Annotated in this window: 16 protein-coding genes and 1 pseudogene; 1 reads left to right on the forward strand and 16 read right to left on the reverse strand. The window is 35.7% G+C overall.

The window, feature by feature from the left end; genetic code table 11:
* Positions 1-68 precede the first annotated feature (68 nt).
* The 9 genes from AN161_RS26230 to AN161_RS26270 form a co-directional block, all read right to left on the reverse strand.
* Positions 69-842: an IclR family transcriptional regulator gene (locus tag AN161_RS26230; RefSeq protein WP_053597250.1), complete on the reverse strand. Its 774-nt coding sequence runs from the start codon at positions 840-842 to the stop codon at positions 69-71.
* Between the two features lie 275 nt (positions 843-1,117).
* Positions 1,118-2,059 (reverse strand): aryldialkylphosphatase, encoded by a 942-nt coding sequence (locus AN161_RS26235; protein ID WP_053597251.1) that lies wholly within the window; start codon positions 2,057-2,059, stop codon positions 1,118-1,120.
* A 43-nt stretch (positions 2,060-2,102) separates the two neighbouring features.
* Complete coding sequence (locus AN161_RS26240) at positions 2,103-3,104, reverse strand: alcohol dehydrogenase catalytic domain-containing protein (protein ID WP_053597252.1); 1,002 nt, start codon at positions 3,102-3,104, stop codon at positions 2,103-2,105.
* Between the two features lie 34 nt (positions 3,105-3,138).
* On the reverse strand, positions 3,139-3,939 hold the full coding sequence (locus AN161_RS26245) for an SDR family NAD(P)-dependent oxidoreductase (RefSeq protein ID WP_053597253.1): 801 nt from the start codon (positions 3,937-3,939) through the stop codon (positions 3,139-3,141).
* 18 nt (positions 3,940-3,957) lie between these two features.
* Positions 3,958-5,691 carry an acetolactate synthase catalytic subunit gene (locus AN161_RS26250; RefSeq protein ID WP_053597254.1) on the reverse strand — a complete coding sequence of 578 codons (1,734 nt, stop codon included), beginning with the start codon at positions 5,689-5,691 and terminating at the stop codon, positions 3,958-3,960.
* A gap of 10 nt (positions 5,692-5,701) precedes the next feature.
* Positions 5,702-7,123, reverse strand: coding sequence for an aldehyde dehydrogenase family protein (locus tag AN161_RS26255; RefSeq protein ID WP_053597255.1), 1,422 nt, complete (start codon positions 7,121-7,123; stop codon positions 5,702-5,704).
* Between the two features lie 364 nt (positions 7,124-7,487).
* Positions 7,488-8,159 carry a hypothetical protein gene (locus AN161_RS26260; RefSeq protein ID WP_053597256.1) on the reverse strand — a complete coding sequence of 224 codons (672 nt, stop codon included), beginning with the start codon at positions 8,157-8,159 and terminating at the stop codon, positions 7,488-7,490.
* 257 nt (positions 8,160-8,416) lie between these two features.
* Entirely contained in the window at positions 8,417-8,656 is a 240-nt protein-coding gene (locus tag AN161_RS26265) for a hypothetical protein (RefSeq protein ID WP_053597257.1), read from the reverse strand.
* A gap of 447 nt (positions 8,657-9,103) precedes the next feature.
* Positions 9,104-9,502 carry an ornithine monooxygenase gene (locus AN161_RS26270; RefSeq protein ID WP_053597258.1) on the reverse strand — a complete coding sequence of 133 codons (399 nt, stop codon included), beginning with the start codon at positions 9,500-9,502 and terminating at the stop codon, positions 9,104-9,106.
* Between the two features lie 388 nt (positions 9,503-9,890).
* On the opposite strand from AN161_RS26270, the gene AN161_RS26275 reads away from it, so the two are divergent.
* The gene (locus AN161_RS26275; protein ID WP_053597259.1) at positions 9,891-10,385 is read left to right on the forward strand and encodes a hypothetical protein; all 495 of its coding nucleotides are present in this window, start codon (positions 9,891-9,893) and stop codon (positions 10,383-10,385) included.
* A gap of 193 nt (positions 10,386-10,578) precedes the next feature.
* Here the strand turns inward: AN161_RS26275 and AN161_RS26280 are convergent, their stop codons facing one another.
* The 7 genes and pseudogenes from AN161_RS26280 to AN161_RS30880 form a co-directional block, all read right to left on the reverse strand.
* Entirely contained in the window at positions 10,579-10,929 is a 351-nt protein-coding gene (locus AN161_RS26280; protein WP_053597260.1) for a hypothetical protein, read from the reverse strand.
* A complete protein-coding gene (locus AN161_RS26285; protein WP_053597261.1) occupies positions 10,922-11,254 on the reverse strand; it encodes a YolD-like family protein in 333 nt (110 codons plus the stop codon). Before AN161_RS26285 ends, AN161_RS26280 begins: the two co-directional genes overlap by 8 nt.
* 13 nt (positions 11,255-11,267) lie before the next feature.
* The gene (locus tag AN161_RS26290; protein WP_082340448.1) at positions 11,268-12,527 is read right to left on the reverse strand and encodes a UV damage repair protein UvrX; all 1,260 of its coding nucleotides are present in this window, start codon (positions 12,525-12,527) and stop codon (positions 11,268-11,270) included.
* The gene (locus AN161_RS26295; protein ID WP_053597262.1) at positions 12,524-12,745 is read right to left on the reverse strand and encodes a transcriptional regulator; all 222 of its coding nucleotides are present in this window, start codon (positions 12,743-12,745) and stop codon (positions 12,524-12,526) included. The genes AN161_RS26290 and AN161_RS26295 overlap by 4 nt, the downstream gene beginning before the upstream one ends.
* A gap of 785 nt (positions 12,746-13,530) precedes the next feature.
* Positions 13,531-14,961: a DHA2 family efflux MFS transporter permease subunit gene (locus AN161_RS26300; protein WP_053597263.1), complete on the reverse strand. Its 1,431-nt coding sequence runs from the start codon at positions 14,959-14,961 to the stop codon at positions 13,531-13,533.
* 124 nt (positions 14,962-15,085) lie between these two features.
* On the reverse strand, positions 15,086-15,571 hold the full coding sequence (locus tag AN161_RS26305; RefSeq protein WP_053597264.1) for an iron ABC transporter permease: 486 nt from the start codon (positions 15,569-15,571) through the stop codon (positions 15,086-15,088).
* Positions 15,572-15,639: 68 nt separating this feature from the next.
* Positions 15,640-15,833, reverse strand: a pseudogene (locus AN161_RS30880) (iron chelate uptake ABC transporter family permease subunit); the annotation flags it as partial.
* Positions 15,834-15,887: the final 54 nt, after the last annotated feature.

Consider the following 15,887-nt stretch of genomic DNA (forward strand, 5'->3'; position numbering starts at 1 on the left):
ACTTTAATAGTACTGTGTTCAAACTAATTAAAGGTGTGATCAGAGTACCGGTATAATTCTTTGAGTTCTTATAAAATTGAATTACCAATATTTTGCGCATTACTTTTTAATTTTTGTAAATAATAATCTAATTGATTCTCTTTAAAATTCGTTTCTGCCATAAACACACTTAATACCGCTACTGTCGCATCATTTGACGCATTAATAATCGGAACCGATATACCAATAGCTCCTTGCACATGCTCACTATTCGTATAGCAGTAGCCTTTTTCACAAATTTCTTCTAACGATTTTTCAAGTGCTTCTATCGTTATAATGCTATTTTTCGTATGTGCATCCAGCTCTAGTTCTGCTAAAGTTTTTGCTCGCTCTTGTAGATTAAGTTGTTTTATAAAATACGCAAGATGGGTTTTTCCAGCTGTTCCCGTCGGTAGTTTATATACATAGCCTAGCTTTTCAGCCCATTTCAAAGTAATCGGGCTTTCTTCCTTCTCCACAAATGAATAAGTCATTTGGTCACTATACATCACACTTAAATACACTGATTCTTGAAATTCCTTAGCTAACTTTTGCATATAGGGCTTTGCAATTTTACGAAGATCTTGCTCTACCATATTATACAATTTAAGAATATTCGGTGGATTCAAAATATATTTTTTCGATTCTTCTCGTTTAATAAAACCTGTATTATTTAGCGCTTCAACTAATCTATAAGCCGAAGTCAAGCTAATGTTTAACCCTTTTGCCACATCCGACACAGCTAAAGATCGTTCACTCGCAAATAGCATCAGAGCACTCAACGCACGTTCAGCCACTAACGAGCTTTTACTTGTATTATTCATCCAAACACCTTCTTTTAATATTCCATTGACCTATATGTAAATTACTTTTAAAGCATACTTGAAGACTATAGCATGGCTTATTATAGTAAAGATTATATGTAATCAATATCGTTTTTACATTAATTATGTTAGAAAAATCAATTTGGGAACATCCACATTTTGCTAATCCTTATATGTTACCATAAAAATAAAGAATCAAGCCACCGTTAAAATTGGCGAACTTGATTCTTTATTATAGACACTCCTATTTATTCAATTATAACCAAACTGATTGATTAAATTCCACTAAACCAATTTTGAACATTTTCATACATCATCGTATGAATTTGTTGATCTGTAACACCTTCTTCTCGCAACTGCGGAAGAATCTCATCAATTAGGAAACGAATAGACCAACCTGGAATAATTTCATCGATTGATTCTTGCGTATACCAATCAATATTACAGCAATAGTCTTGTGATAAGAATATGCGCTTCTCTAAGCCTTCTTTCAATAATTGCAATAACACTTCATTTCTTTTTGCAGCTGGAAGAGGTCCTTGTCCAAAACGGTCCATTCCTATATAAGCGCCTTTATCTAAAATCTTATGAATATAATTCAAGTCTGTGCTATCACCTGTGTGACCAATCATAACAGATTTTAAATTCACACCCTCTTCTTCAAATATAGCTAGTTGATTCAAGCCATTTTCCGTTTCAGGATGAGAATGTGTCATAATAGGCACACCAGTGCTTTTATGGGCACGTGCAACAGCACGAAATACTTTTTCAAGATCTGGTGTAAGACCAGGTGCATCTGCAGAACATTTAAGGAACCCCGCTTTAATATTTGTATTTTGAATGCCCTTTTCAATATCATGAATGAATGCTTCTGCCATATGATCTATTTCTCTATTTTGGAAATAGTAAGGAATATCTGTAAATGAATAAATACCTGTGGCTGTTACTATTTGCATATCTGTTTCATTTGAGACACGCTCTAAAAATCGCACATCTCTTCCCATTCCTACAACAGTTGGATCACAAATTGTTTTTACTCCTTGTGATTTTACAGCATTCGCACCTTCCACAGCCTTTTTATAAATTACATCTTCATCATATAAATGTGGGAATTGAAACGTCACTACTTCAGATCGTAATAATAAATGTTCATGTACAAGTGTACAACCCAAATCATTAATATTTAGCTTTCCTGTAACTGTATTTATAGATACCATATACCATTTACCCCTTTCATGATACGTAATCTACTTTCTATTTTTACATTGCTATCATAGATTTTAAGACTTTTTGTTTTCTAGCATCCTCAAAGGCTTGAGCGCCATTCAATAAAGGATACACGGCGACGATTGCTGCAAATTGCTCCTTATAAGAAACTAATAAATTAAATGCTTTTTCAAAGTCATTACTATAATAGCCATAGCTTGGTAATAGGTTGATTTCACCTCTCACCATCACATTTAACGGTAATGCAACGTCCTGTTCATATAAAGCAACTACAACAAATGAGCCACCTTTTTTAAGTCGTGATATTCCTTGTTGCGCAGCCAATGAGGAACCCGAACATTCAAAAACAATATCCGCGTCATTTCTTTTTTCTAAAGGATCCTCTACGATTTCAACTGCAATATCAAACTTTTCAATGGCACTTAAACGAACAGAGCGATCTCTTCTTAAGCCTAAAACAGTAACAAAAGCTCCTGCATTTTTAGCAGCTATCGCTACAAAGAAACCAATGATGCCACAACCCTGGACTAACACTTTTTTGCCTGTAATATCATTTGATACTTTTTCAACAGCGTGTAACGCAACGGAAAGAGGCTCGGCAAGTGCAGCAATTTTAAAGGGCAAATTTTCAGGTATGAGATGGACTGAAGCAGCGTTTACCTTCACATATTCAGCCATTCCGCCATCAAAATGCAAACCAAGGCATTGAATATTTGAACAAATATTTTGCCTCCCTTGTCTGCACTGTTCACATTGAGAGCAAATCACACCTGGTTCAACAACAACGTGTGTATTTAGCAAATATTCATTACTTGATGCAGGATGAACCTCTACTACAGTTCCAGATAATTCATGGCCTAATATAATTTCCTTAGGTACAAATTCATAACCTTTAGCATGGTGAGCTGCATGCAAGTCACTTCCACACACACCACAATGACTGACTTTTATGAGTATTTCATTTTCTTCAAGTGTAGGTCTTTGTCTATCTTGGACGTTTAATTGCCCTTTGCCAACTTTCACTAATGCTTTCAAAATGATTTCCCCTTTTGTCAGCTATCCTCAGCTGCTATTTTGTTATACCGCCTGTAACATCAATAACACTCCCTGTTACATAGTCGGATAGATCTGTTGTTAAAAATTCAATGACATTGGCGCAATCTTCAGGTGTCCCGAAACGTTTTAAAGCGGTTTGGTTTGTATATGTTTCAGCGCCTGCTTTTTCAAATTGCTCAATTAAGCGACCAGTAGCAATATAACCTGGTGCAATTGCATTAACTGTAATATTATATGGTCCTAAATCTTGTGCCAGATATTTTGTATAAGAAACGATTGCGGCCTTTGTAGAACCGTAGTGTGAGTATGTGCCTCCTTCTGTTGCTTGTAATCCAGTAACAGAGCTTACTGTGACGATTTTCCCGTAGTTCTTTTTCTTCATACCGCCTGCAACTGCTTTGACACAATTCACTGTTCCGACAAAGTTGCGCTCGTACACTATTTTCAACTGCTCCAAGTCAATTTCAGATGCTTTATTTTCAAGTATAGCTCCTGTCCCACCACCAGCATTGGCAACTAAAATATCTACTTCGCCTAAGTGAGTAACAATTTTATTAAAAGCCGCTTGAACAGCAGCTTCATTCGATACATCTGCCTCTACACCAATTGCTTTTACATCATGCTCTAACAATTCATCGACAACTGTTTCATACTGCTCACCGATATGCTCTTTTTCAAAATGCTGATACGACTTCAAGTCCACATCTATTATTCCTACATGTGCTCCTAATTGTGCTAACCTTAATGCATAGGAACGTCCTATTCCTCGTGCTGCACCTGTGACAACTGCTACTTTGCCTTCTAATTTTTTCATTTCCAATGCTCCTTTGCTTTACGCATTTGTTTGTAATGAATCCATAACTCCAACAGGAGGAATGTTATGATCATCCGACACCAAATCAATGACAACGCTTTCATTTGAGCTAAAAGCTTTTTCAATGGCTGGTGCAATTTCTTCAATCTTCTCTACTCGAATACCCGTAATACCACAAGCTTCCGCTACTTTAGTATGATCAACAAATGAAAAATCACATATATTTGTGTATCTACCAAACATCACGCTTTCCGCATATTTTTGATAACCTAAAATACCGTTATTAATTACAGCTACTACTACTTGAATACCAAGACGTTTACATGTTTCAAGCTCACTCCAAACGTGTCCAAATCCTCCATCACCAACAAGACAAAATACTTTCTTATGTTGATTTGCTAGTTTTGCCCCCATTGCCATTGGCAGGCCCCATCCTAAACCAGCTAAGCCACGCGGGAAAATAAATTTACGCATTTTTGTTGCCGTTAAGTAGTTGGCATTCCAAACAGAAGAAATACTGGCATCCGCTACAACAATATGGTCATCTGTTAAACTCTTTTCTACTTCATATAAAAATCTTTCTACCTTAATTTTGCCTGTCGTTTGTGTAACAATTGATTGCATATCTTGCTGATGCTTTTTGCGAGACTGTTGTATCTGTTGTTCAATCGCAGCTCGTTTACTCGCTCTTTTCTCTACAGATCTGTTTTGTAATTGTATTTTCAAGCTTTGTAAAGTTAATTTAGCATCCCCAGCTAGTCTTAATGATTCATAGTTTCTACCTATTTCTATTGGATCAATATCAATATGAATGTATTTAGCATTTTCAGGGAGCAATGACCAACTATCTGTACCATTTTGATTTGTGCGGTTGCCGACTAGTAAAATGACATCTGCTTGCTGTACCATTGGCTTTAAATGTGTGCTAACTCCCCGTTTACCCATATAATAACCAATGGGTCCAATCGTTAATGGATGCCTTTCATCAACTGCACCTTTTCCCATTGTTGTAGTAGCAACAGGAATCGAAAACTCTTCTTGAATAGCACGTAACTCATCCATGGCGTTGGAAGAAATGACGCCACCACCCGCATAAATAAATGGATTTTCTGCTTGGCTTAACCATTCAGCAGCTAACTCAACTTTAGATGTATCTGCAATTGTACGATCTAATGGGAACGTACCATAGCTTTGCGTTCTTCTTTCATTAATGGGATACTCATTCGAATCTGTAATAATATCCTTTGGTAATAATAATACCGTTGGCCCAGGACGCCCAGATCCTGCTGTTTTAAATGCCATGTCAATATAATCTTCTATTCTAGCCTCAGTTGGAATACGCTTAATCCATTTTGATACTCCTTTAAATAGCTCTAAATGATCTATTTCTTGGAAAGCATTTTTCTCTTCATCGTTTCTTGAAACTTCCTCTACTAAAGCAACGATTGGATAAGATGCTTTTAGCGCTTCTGCTAAGCCTGCTACTAATAATGTTGCAGCTGGTCCATGCTGTGCAGTAACGACTGGGATCGAATTTGTACACATCGCATATGCTTGCGCCATATATGTCCCTGCATTTTCTTGACGGTAGCCGATTTGCTCAATGCCAATATCTTCGCATGCCAATGTTACAGTAGGCGGGTTGCTTTGGCCGAAAAGATATTTGACCCCGTGTCTTTCTAATGACAATGCAATACGCATAGCATTTGTTGTTTTACCACTATTGTTTCTCTCATATTTAAGTACCATCATATATCCTCCATTAATTTTGATTCCATACGATTAATTTTGTTTCTGTCATTTCTTCCATTGCATATTTAATACCTTCTTTAGTGTTACCGCTTTCTTTTACACCACCATACGGCATTTGGTCTACACGGTATGTTGGAATATCGTTAATCATCACCCCACCAACTTGTAGCTTTTTAGAAGCTTCAAATGCAGTATGAATGTTTTGTGTGAAAATACCTGCTTGTAATCCATATTTAGAATTATTTACTTGAGCAATTCCTTCTTGAATAGACTCGATCGGTGTTATAGTTACAATCGGTGCAAATACTTCCTGACAACTTACTTTTGATGTTGTGGCAACATTCGTTAAAATAGTTGGAACTAATACATTATTTTCAATAATACCCCCTGCTAACACGTTAGCCCCTTGTTGCTTAGCTTCTTCAATCCAATTCATGCTTCTTGTTAAATCTTTAGCTGAAATAAGTGAAGAAACATCAGTATTTGCCTTTAGCGGATCACCACAAACAAGTTTGGCTGCTTCACTACGGAAATGTTCCAAAAATTCATCATATAAGTGCTCCATCACATAAATTCGCTGCAAGGAGATACAAACTTGTCCCTGATTTGAATAAGCTCCTATTACACACTCGTGGGCAACCTTCTGTAAATCTGGTGCATCTTCTATAATGACGCCTGCATTGGATCCTAATTCTAAGCTCACTTTTTTTAGACCTGCTTTGGCAATAATTTCTTTCCCTACTTCTGGACTACCTGTAAATGTAATCATATTTACGTTGTCACTCGTTACAATGCGGTCTCCTACAAGGGAACCTCTGCCCGTAACAACATTGAGAACTCCTTTTGGTAAGCCAGCTTCTTCTAAAAGTCTTGCTATAAAGAAAGCAGATAACGGTGTTTGAGTAGCTGGCTTTAAAATAACGCTATTACCTACAGCAATCGCAGGACCTAGTTTATGTGCAACTAAATTCATTGGGAAGTTAAATGGCGTAATAGCCCCAACAACTCCTATAGGCTCTTTTTGTGTATAACCAAATCTGCCCGCGCCTGTTTTCGCAGCATCCATCGGAATGATTTCTCCAACATTTCTTTTTGCTTCCTCTGCCGAAAACTTATATGTTTCGATCGTACGATCAACCTCACCGTATGCTGTTTTCAAAGGCTTAGCTGATTCAAGAGCAATTAATGTAGCTGCCTCATCCCTTTTTTCAGTAAGCAATACTGTTAATCTCTCTAAAATTCTCGCTCGTTCATAGGTTGTCATCTCAGCAATCTCATGCTTATTTTTCACTGCACTTCGGATAGCATCATCAACCTGCTCTAAAGAAGCCTGTGGAATCTCTGCAATTTTCTCGTTTGAAAAAGGTGAATACAAATCGGCATAAACTTCAGCCTCTACCCAACATCCATCAATGTAAAGCCTTTCTTTCAAAATCCACACCCCTTTATTCCGATTATCGTAACATATTCCTATTATCGGAATTTAATCAAATTCTAAATGACATTCTTTTTTAAGTCAATACATTTATTGAATATTCTGAATAAAGTAAAAACAGGATTTCTCTCGACTCTCGTAGAAAAACTCCAGAAGTCGTAGCAGCTATTGATAACTTCTTCAAAATAAAGTGATTAAAAAATGTACAAAGAAAAAACTACGACAAAATAAAATGCCGTAGCTAAAGACAGTTCTTGTATACCAATGTAATAAAAATATGAGCAGTTTTATTTTGAGTTATACAGGTTTATTTTTACCTATCCCATTTCTGTTCCTTGTTACAAAAGAATAGAAAATTAAGTTATGTAAACAAGTCCTCTTTAACAATTAATGTGTAAGATTCACCACAATCTGTGCAGGAAAATCTTCCTTTCCGTATGTCTCTAGCCGATATCGGTAAAAAAGCCTCACACTTCGGACACTTTAATTTTGATATATTAATTAGGAGTTTTTTAGTTATTTCCTTAGACATAGAACAGGCTTGGTCACGTGCATTTAGAAAACTTTCAAGTGATTTGTAATATAATTCATCAGGAAATTCACTTATAATAGGCTTTATGTTCTCTTCTATTTCATTAATGATGTTCAAGGATTCCAAATGAATTTCATCTTCTAAGTTCCCACTTATATTTTCAAGATTTTTATATACTGCTGAATCAATAAAAATAAATGGTTGGTTTAATTTGTGAGTAATACAAAATCTATGACGTCCATCTTCGAATTGCATTTCATCATTTATCTTGATAGGATTAAAACTTCCTTGATTTGTACCATGCAGCCATGTTTTTGCTAGATAAGGACAGTACATGTAATCCCCTCGCTGTTTACGCTCAGGTGTATCCGGTAGTTCTGAATATTTTTTTTCGTTTTCATTATCAAAGAAACATTTGCCATTTCTTTTAACACTACACTCATTTTCAGAAAAATGAAAATTGTATTTTTCTATTTCTAGTTCTCCACCATGTCTAATCATGTAAATCCTCCTTAATAATATACAGCTCTTAATCTATCATGAATGGCATGTGCGGCTCAGTCCAAGATTACAAGAATGAGCCGCACAATATTTGATTGTTATGAAACGTTGATGTATCAAGGTTTTACTATAAAAGAAACAATTGAAGAAAATGATCAACTAGCATTCGAAACTTTTACAGAAATGTATAACAAGTAGTAATTAACATCTCATATTGCACAAGTACACTAATTCATCATAAGCCCACGTTTGTTTTTCTAAACATGAGCTTTTAGTTTATTCTCTTTTTTATATTTAATATACCTTTCAAGTGTAAGGAAATAATGGTTTTTTGAATTTGGAAATTCTTTTTCAATAGCTTCTTTTAGAGTGTTAGTCATTTTATCTTCTCCATTATACAACCCTCTATTGATAATACCGTTAAAACGCCCTACATAGTCCTTTGCAGAACTTTCGCTAATATTATACTCCTGCATCAAATAATTCTTAAATTCCATCTTCATCCCCCTTTGAACATATTTTTTAAAAGAATTCTACAATCTTTCATAAAACCCTTTTTGGATAACAGCTTGTGTAAAAACTTGTGTAAAACAAATTTGATTATGTGTAATATTTGTTTAAAACAAAATCAATTTTTATCTTTTTTTATCGTATTTTCAGGAAATATAAAAAGCTCATAAACCCTATCATATCAAGGTTTATGAACTTTCTAAACTTTTTAATCGTAACGTAAATAAACCTAAAGATACCGGTTGTCGGGGTCGAACCGACACTTCAAAGGACACGATTTTGAGTCAAAGTGGATTCTACTAGTTTCATTTCTATTAAATTCATTTTTGGTCTTAAAAAGTTGTAGAAAAATATCACAAAAAATAAAACGATTCCCCAATAAACACCACCAAATCAAAAAAACCCCTTGACGTAAAGCCCCTTTAATACAATACCTAAACCTCCGCTTTTCCGATAATAGCTTTTATCCGTGCTTGTTCTTCAGTCTTATCCATGTATTCAAAAAATCCAAGATGATTTCCCCAAGGGTCCGTAAATGTTCCCCATTTAGCTGAAACTTCTGGTCTTGAGTAAATTTCAAAGTTATCAATGTTAAGTTCTTTTATAAGTCTTTCTCTTTCAGCTTCGATATTTGTAACACCTAAACGTAAAGGACCGTTTCCTTCAGTAAGATTCCCCTCTGCTACTTGTAACCAACAACCAGGTATGAGTTCCCACTCTACAAAACCATCGTGTGGTATGAAATCCGGTTTCTTATTTAACAGTGTTTCATACCATTTTTGCCCTTCTTTGATATTAGATACGCGTACTTGAGTAGTCATTTCGAAAATCATTTTAACCCCTCCAGACTATAGTATGTATATTCTTTTCAATACATTCGATTAAAAACCCTTTAATCAAATCAACTTTGCCGAGGCATAATTGCGTCCGGAGGCTTTAACTTCTTTCTTTGGTTCACCAACTTACTGTATCAGTAAATTGTGACAAGAAGGTTTGTCAATAAGAAGAAAAAGGAGTGCTTTCGCCCCTTTTTGTCTCATTAGAGAGAAAATTGAGAGAACATGTTATATACTCAAATAGTACATATTCAGAAAACGAGGTATCCACCAAAAGGAAATGTAATTCACATTAATTATACGTAGTCAAATCAGTGGGAGATGTCATAATAACCTGAAATTTATGGTATTATTATAACTATTAACTATTTGGATAGGAGAAGTTATGAGAAGTTATAAAATAGCTTGTATAAGTACTTTTATTATACTTTTATCAGGGTGTGATGCATTTTCCTCTCAAACAGAAGAACCATCTTTAAAAGTAGCGTCAGAAGAAGTTACAGAAGTTGTAAAAAAGGAACCTGTTATCTTAAATGTCACGGATATGGGGAAAGAAGAACCAATAAGAGGTTTTTATCCTCTTGCGATTGATGAAGAGATAGCGTCTCCTATAGGTCAAAGTGAATCTTATTTTACTCATTCTGGTGATAGTCCATTTAAAATAACCTTATTAAATACTGGTACTGAAAGCTTTTTATACAAAGTTCAAAATCTAGATAAAGAAACAAATATAGCAAATGGTGTTTTAAAAAGTAATGAAAGTTATGAGAAGGTATTTGACGGATTCCCTGAAGGTGCTTATGTCATATCTTACCTAGTAGAAGAAGAAGGGTTTCCTATGGATATAAAACTAAAGGTAAAGGTAGAGGAACTTCGCTAAATAATTGGATTTTTAGGCTGAAACTCCAAAACCTTGTTCAACTAACAGGGAGCTTTAGTTGAATAAGGATCATTTTTATAAAAATCTCATACTTAGTTAGAACGATTAACTCCATTTTGATCAATCATTTTTCAAAATGGAGTTTTTGCATTTGCTAATAAATAAAGGTTGAAGAAAACTTTTTAATCAATCTTTATTCTAAAGCAACACTTATATGATTAATCAACAACTTTTCCACCTGTGATTTAAGGGCTTGATTTGCATAACGAAGTACTACATCATTACCTGCAGTGGCAACTTGCACGTCACTAAAGTATTCATCTACTGGCTGCCAGCCTACTACTCGTATACGTTTTTGTGCAAGTTCTCGTTTGAGGTTAAAATATTCTTGTCTTAAATCCTTTAGCAATGAATCCATCATTGGAAGAAATACCGTTTTCATTTTAAATTGCTCTAATTTACAATAGTCAACCTGCAATGATTTAACTGCTAGCTCTAATAAAAGATACTTATGAAGTAACTGTCTTTCGTCGGGTTTAATCATAATAATCAGTATCCAGTTGGGCCGATTGAATACTTTGGATTGGAATACTTTTCGTGTTAAGTAGTGTTTCAAGTATGAGTTCATTAGTATTCATCGATTTAATTATTCCAGTCCATTGTGTGATTTTGTAGTCCTTCCACACTTCTAATTTTATGTCCAATTGCTGATTAAAAGCTTGATCAATTGTTTGTTGTAGTTCTTCCAGTTCCCACTCAGTCAATTCTCTTGGCTGTTCTGTACGCTCTTGTTTATACTCTCTAAGAAGTTCTAAATGCTCCGGCAACATCAACGATGCCCATTTAATATTACCTCTGTCTTGTATCATAAATAAATCACTCCTATGCCAAATGACCACCAACTAAGCGATCTCGATTAATAGCTGTACCCGCTTTTGTGAAAGAAACCGCTCTTAATATTGAGGTAGCTCCAAACCTGTTGCGTATTGCATCCATTGTAGGACCGATTATTTGACGCTGTGGCTTACGATCATCGAATAAATCTAATTGGATACTATGCTCTCTTTCCAGGTTGGATATTCTAACTGATAACTGACGTGCAGGCTCTCCTGCAAAGTGTTCGTCTAGTAATTCAATACAAGTTCTATACATCACAAGTGTTTCGCTTGTTGGGACTTCAATCGTTTTAGATCGATGGAATCCTTTGGTCATAGCGTTTCGACTATAAGAAAGACCCATACTAATTGTACGACCAACATAACCTGCATCCCGCGTTCGCTTCATTACATCCTCACACATTTCAAGGAGCACTACAGAGATCTCTTTACGTGTATGGTAATCCCTCATCAGCATTTGGCCCTTCCCAAAACTTAAAGCTCCGTTTGTTATTAACGGCTCCCCTAATTTGGATAAATCGATTCCCCATGCATGGTAATAGAGTTGATTGCCCATTACACCAAAGCGCTTTTCTAATTCTTTTAGATCTGTATTAGCCAAACCACCGACTGTTTGTATCCCTATAGCATTGAGATTTGCTTCCATCCGTTTACCGATTCCCCACATTTTAGAAAGGGGTCGAACTGGCCATAATTTCTTTGGAATATCTTCATACGTCCATTTAGCAAAGCCTGTTTTCTTTGCTTCAAGGTCTAAAGCTAATTTGGCTATTAACATATTTGGTCCCATACCTACTGCACTAGGTATATTAAATTGGTCAAGAATAGCCTTTTGTATTTCCTTAGCCGCTTCTTCAGGTGAACCCCAAAGCTTTTCAGTGCCAGTTAAATCAACAAAACTTTCGTCTACACTATACACATGTATAGCATCAACTGGGACGTAATTAGAGATCAATTTTGTAATCGTCATCGACATTTGAATAAAGAAACTCATTTTAGGCTCAAACAATCTAATGTCAGGATGTTTAGGTATTTCATAACGACGACTACCAGTTTTGATACTAAATTTTTCTTTCATTAAGGGGGATGCAGCAAGCACTACGCTACCTGGTTGGTTAAAATTTGCTACTACTGCAACTGGCGTTTTTAAAACATCTAGCCCATGTAACATCGCTACGATACTGGCGTAAAAGCATTTCATATCGATACACATAATAGGTCTATTGGGCATACTCTCATAATTCAAACAACTTCACGCCCCTTACTAACAAAAGGAATAACGGCTAGAACATTACTGATCAAAAAAGTACGTTTTGCATGTCTTGTAAAACAAAATGCTTGAAATGAATCACCAACAATTTTAATGACTTTTACACGCCTTTTTGTTATGGAACCATCTTTTGCTACATACATCATGTTCACTAATTGTTTGCGCTGCATAGCTTTAATCAGTTGTTCTCTCATCGTAGTTTCCTCCCATTACCTCTCGCAATTTTTAAAATTGGCTAATCACTATATCTAGACTTTCAATTTCTACCTATGTCCCTACTGAAAGGATTAACTTCCACAAATTGAATCGCATCTACCTTTTTTTATAAAGCAAATTATTCTCTTCTAATGCACTTGCAAGAGAGATTATACTTAACTGATCAATAAAATACCCCAATCCATCCTTCATAATTTTCTTATCAATTTTGTTAATAAAAACATTCAGCTCTGTATCATCCCTCGTTCTTTATAGACATGGAACAATAACAAGAACATTATCGAAAATAAAAGTGCGCTATTGATTATCTTAATTATTTTGGTATACCTTTTCGTGATGACTCCATACTTTGAAATGTACATCATATTTACTAACTGATTGTGTTGCATCCCCTTTATTAACTGATCTTTCATTGTTTTTACTCCCTCCGCAACAAAAAGAACGTTCGTTCGTATATATTATACGCACAAACGTTCTTTTTTAGAAGTGGTAATTTTTAGATCAGTCTTTTTTATTGATCTAAAGCTGATTTATAGTCCTGTAATTCCCCAACATCTTGGGAGTTTCTCAATAGATTCCTACAGCTCTAATTCTTTCTAATACAAATGGTATTGTAAATTTTTAGAACTTACATGTTGAATTAACTGCATAATTGATTATCCTTATAACAGATTCACCAAAGATTTTGTTTGGTTAGGATTTACAACAATACAGAATTTGCAGATGTTTTTCTATTTTTATCCTTGCATTATGATGTCAGCTACTATTTAACGCGAGAAGATTTGATGAAGAAGGAAATAATTAAACCAACCATAGCTATAATTAGAGTGAATATAAAGGAGTCCTGTACTCCCGCTGTTAATGAAGCTCTAATTGAAGAAGGGTCAGATAGATCAGTCATATTGTTCATATATCTTTTCTGAGAAGCGGACATAATCGTAATCGCAACTGCAGTGCCAATTGCTCCCGACATTTGCTGTAATGTATTCATTAAAGCAGTACCATCTGGGTAAAGATTTTTAGGCAATTGATTTAGTCCATTTGTCTGAGCAGGCATCAAAACCATCGATACACCTAAAAATAGAATGGAGTGCATCACAATCACCATACTAACCGGCGTTTCAATGGTAACGTTTGACATGATCCATAACATGATAGGCATGATTGCAAATCCAGGTATAACAAGTCCTCTTGGTCCGAATTTGTCAAAGATACGACCTGTGATTGGGGACATTAATCCATTCAGCACACCACCTGGCAACAAAACAAGCCCCGCGGTAAATGCAGTCAATGCTAGTCCTGTTTGCAAATATAATGGCAACAAAATCATCGTGGACATTATTACCGTGAAGCAAATAAATACGGCCAATAAACCTAGAGTAAACATTGGATATTTTAATACACGTAAATCAAGCATCGGTTTATCCATTTTTAATTGTCGCAAAGAAAACAAGGTAAGTGCAGCAAGACCTATAATAATCATCGTGATCACAATCGTACTTCCCCAGCCATTCTCACCCGCGCTGCTAAAGCCATAGACAATTCCTCCAAAACCAATCGTAGATAGAATAATAGATAATAGATCAATTTTGGGTTTAGTTATGGTTGATACATTCTGCATATACACTATACCCGATATCAACGCAAGAATCAGAAAAGGCAAACAAACCCAGAAAATCCAATGCCAAGTCAGTTTTTCAAGAATTAATCCTGAGATTGAGGGTCCAACTGCGGGTGCAAACATAATGACTAACCCTATTAGTCCCATTGTTGCACCTCTCTTATTGACGGGAAAAATCAATAAGATCGAATTAAACATCAGAGGCAGCAATAATCCCGTACCTATAGCTTGAATCACTCGAGAAAACATTAATACTTCGAAGCTTGGTGCAAGAGCTGCGACTAGTGTCCCAATAATTGAAAAAATCAATGACACAATAAATATTTGACGTGTACTAAACCATTGAAGTAAGAGACCCGAGACAGGAACTAATATCCCCAAGGTCAATAAATAACCTGTTGTCAGCCATTGAACCGTGGAAGAACTAATAGAAAATACTTGTATTAAATCCCCGAGAGCCATGTTTAAAGCCGTTTCACTGAACAATCCAATGAAACCAGCAATTAAGAAAGAAATTAATATTGGAGTAGTTTTAATCACTTTTGTTTGCTGTGTTTCTACTGTTAATGACATAAATAATCCACCTAAAATTTTATTTTGTTATAAGCTTGTCGTTAGTCTTAGCAGATTAATTTTAATTGCAATTTCTTCTGCACTTCTTTTTTTGTACAACGAGTGGCTTCCTTCTCTCTTTACTCTACTTTCTTTTTTTAAACAACAGGTATACGAAATAAGGAACACCAATAACGGAGATCACAATGCCTACAGGCAGTTCAGCTGAAGCAAAGATCGTCTTTCCGATAAAATCCCCGACTAACACCATAAGCATGCCGATTGCTCCGCAGACAGGTATTACATATTTATAATGAATACCGACTAGTCTTCTAGCCATGTGAGGGGCAATTAAGCCAATAAATCCAACGCTTCCTGCTACAGATACACATGCGCTAACTAACCCGACGCAGCATAAAAGAAAAATCATTCTTTCCCGGTCTTTATTTAAACCTATTCCTATGGCTGATACCTCATCCAAATTTAATAGGTTAAGTCTGTGCGATTTCCACCAAATGATTGGCGTTAAAATTATTATCCATGGCAATGCCGTTAATATATGAATCCAAGTCGTACTATAAAGGCTGCCTGATAACCAAACAGTCGCCATTTCAAAATCTTGTGGGTCCATCTTTAATGAAATATAAAGAGTAATGACCCCAAAGCCTGAACTAAAGGCAATCCCTACTAAACAGCGGCCACGCCCATAATCGAAGGGGAGGCAAGATAAAATTTCTTGTCATCCCCTGCATTAAAGCTCCTGATACCGCCATGAAGGCGCCAACCAATAGCGCCCCTATCACACGCGGAAGGCGCGATGTTTGAATGATTAAATGCTCCATATTCTCTGAATCAAAATGAGAAAGTGCCTGTTACATCATTTCATAACTCATGGATTTCGAACCATAGAAAAGAGATACGATTATTGTCACACTGAACAGAATGCA

It is taken from the genome of Lysinibacillus sp. FJAT-14222 (assembly GCF_001278875.1).
In the GTDB taxonomy this organism is placed as follows: domain Bacteria; phylum Bacillota; class Bacilli; order Bacillales_A; family Planococcaceae; genus Lysinibacillus; species Lysinibacillus agricola.

Coding starts and splice junctions, on each gene's coding strand:
- AN161_RS26230 (WP_053597250.1), bottom strand. CDS start 842: ATGAATAATACAAGTAAAAGCTCGTTAGTGGCTGAACGTGCGTTGAGT.
- AN161_RS26235 (WP_053597251.1), bottom strand. CDS start 2,059: ATGGTATCTATAAATACAGTTACAGGAAAGCTAAATATTAATGATTTG.
- AN161_RS26245 (WP_053597253.1), bottom strand. CDS start 3,939: ATGAAAAAATTAGAAGGCAAAGTAGCAGTTGTCACAGGTGCAGCACGA.
- AN161_RS26250 (WP_053597254.1), bottom strand. CDS start 5,691: ATGATGGTACTTAAATATGAGAGAAACAATAGTGGTAAAACAACAAAT.
- AN161_RS26260 (WP_053597256.1), bottom strand. CDS start 8,159: ATGATTAGACATGGTGGAGAACTAGAAATAGAAAAATACAATTTTCAT.
- AN161_RS26265 (WP_053597257.1), bottom strand. CDS start 8,656: ATGGAATTTAAGAATTATTTGATGCAGGAGTATAATATTAGCGAAAGT.
- AN161_RS26270 (WP_053597258.1), bottom strand. CDS start 9,502: ATGATTTTCGAAATGACTACTCAAGTACGCGTATCTAATATCAAAGAA.
- AN161_RS26275 (WP_053597259.1), top strand. CDS start 9,891: ATGAGAAGTTATAAAATAGCTTGTATAAGTACTTTTATTATACTTTTA.
- AN161_RS26280 (WP_053597260.1), bottom strand. CDS start 10,929: ATGATTAAACCCGACGAAAGACAGTTACTTCATAAGTATCTTTTATTA.
- AN161_RS26285 (WP_053597261.1), bottom strand. CDS start 11,254: ATGATACAAGACAGAGGTAATATTAAATGGGCATCGTTGATGTTGCCG.
- AN161_RS26295 (WP_053597262.1), bottom strand. CDS start 12,745: ATGAGAGAACAACTGATTAAAGCTATGCAGCGCAAACAATTAGTGAAC.
- AN161_RS26300 (WP_053597263.1), bottom strand. CDS start 14,961: ATGTCATTAACAGTAGAAACACAGCAAACAAAAGTGATTAAAACTACT.
- AN161_RS26305 (WP_053597264.1), bottom strand. CDS start 15,571: ATGGACCCACAAGATTTTGAAATGGCGACTGTTTGGTTATCAGGCAGC.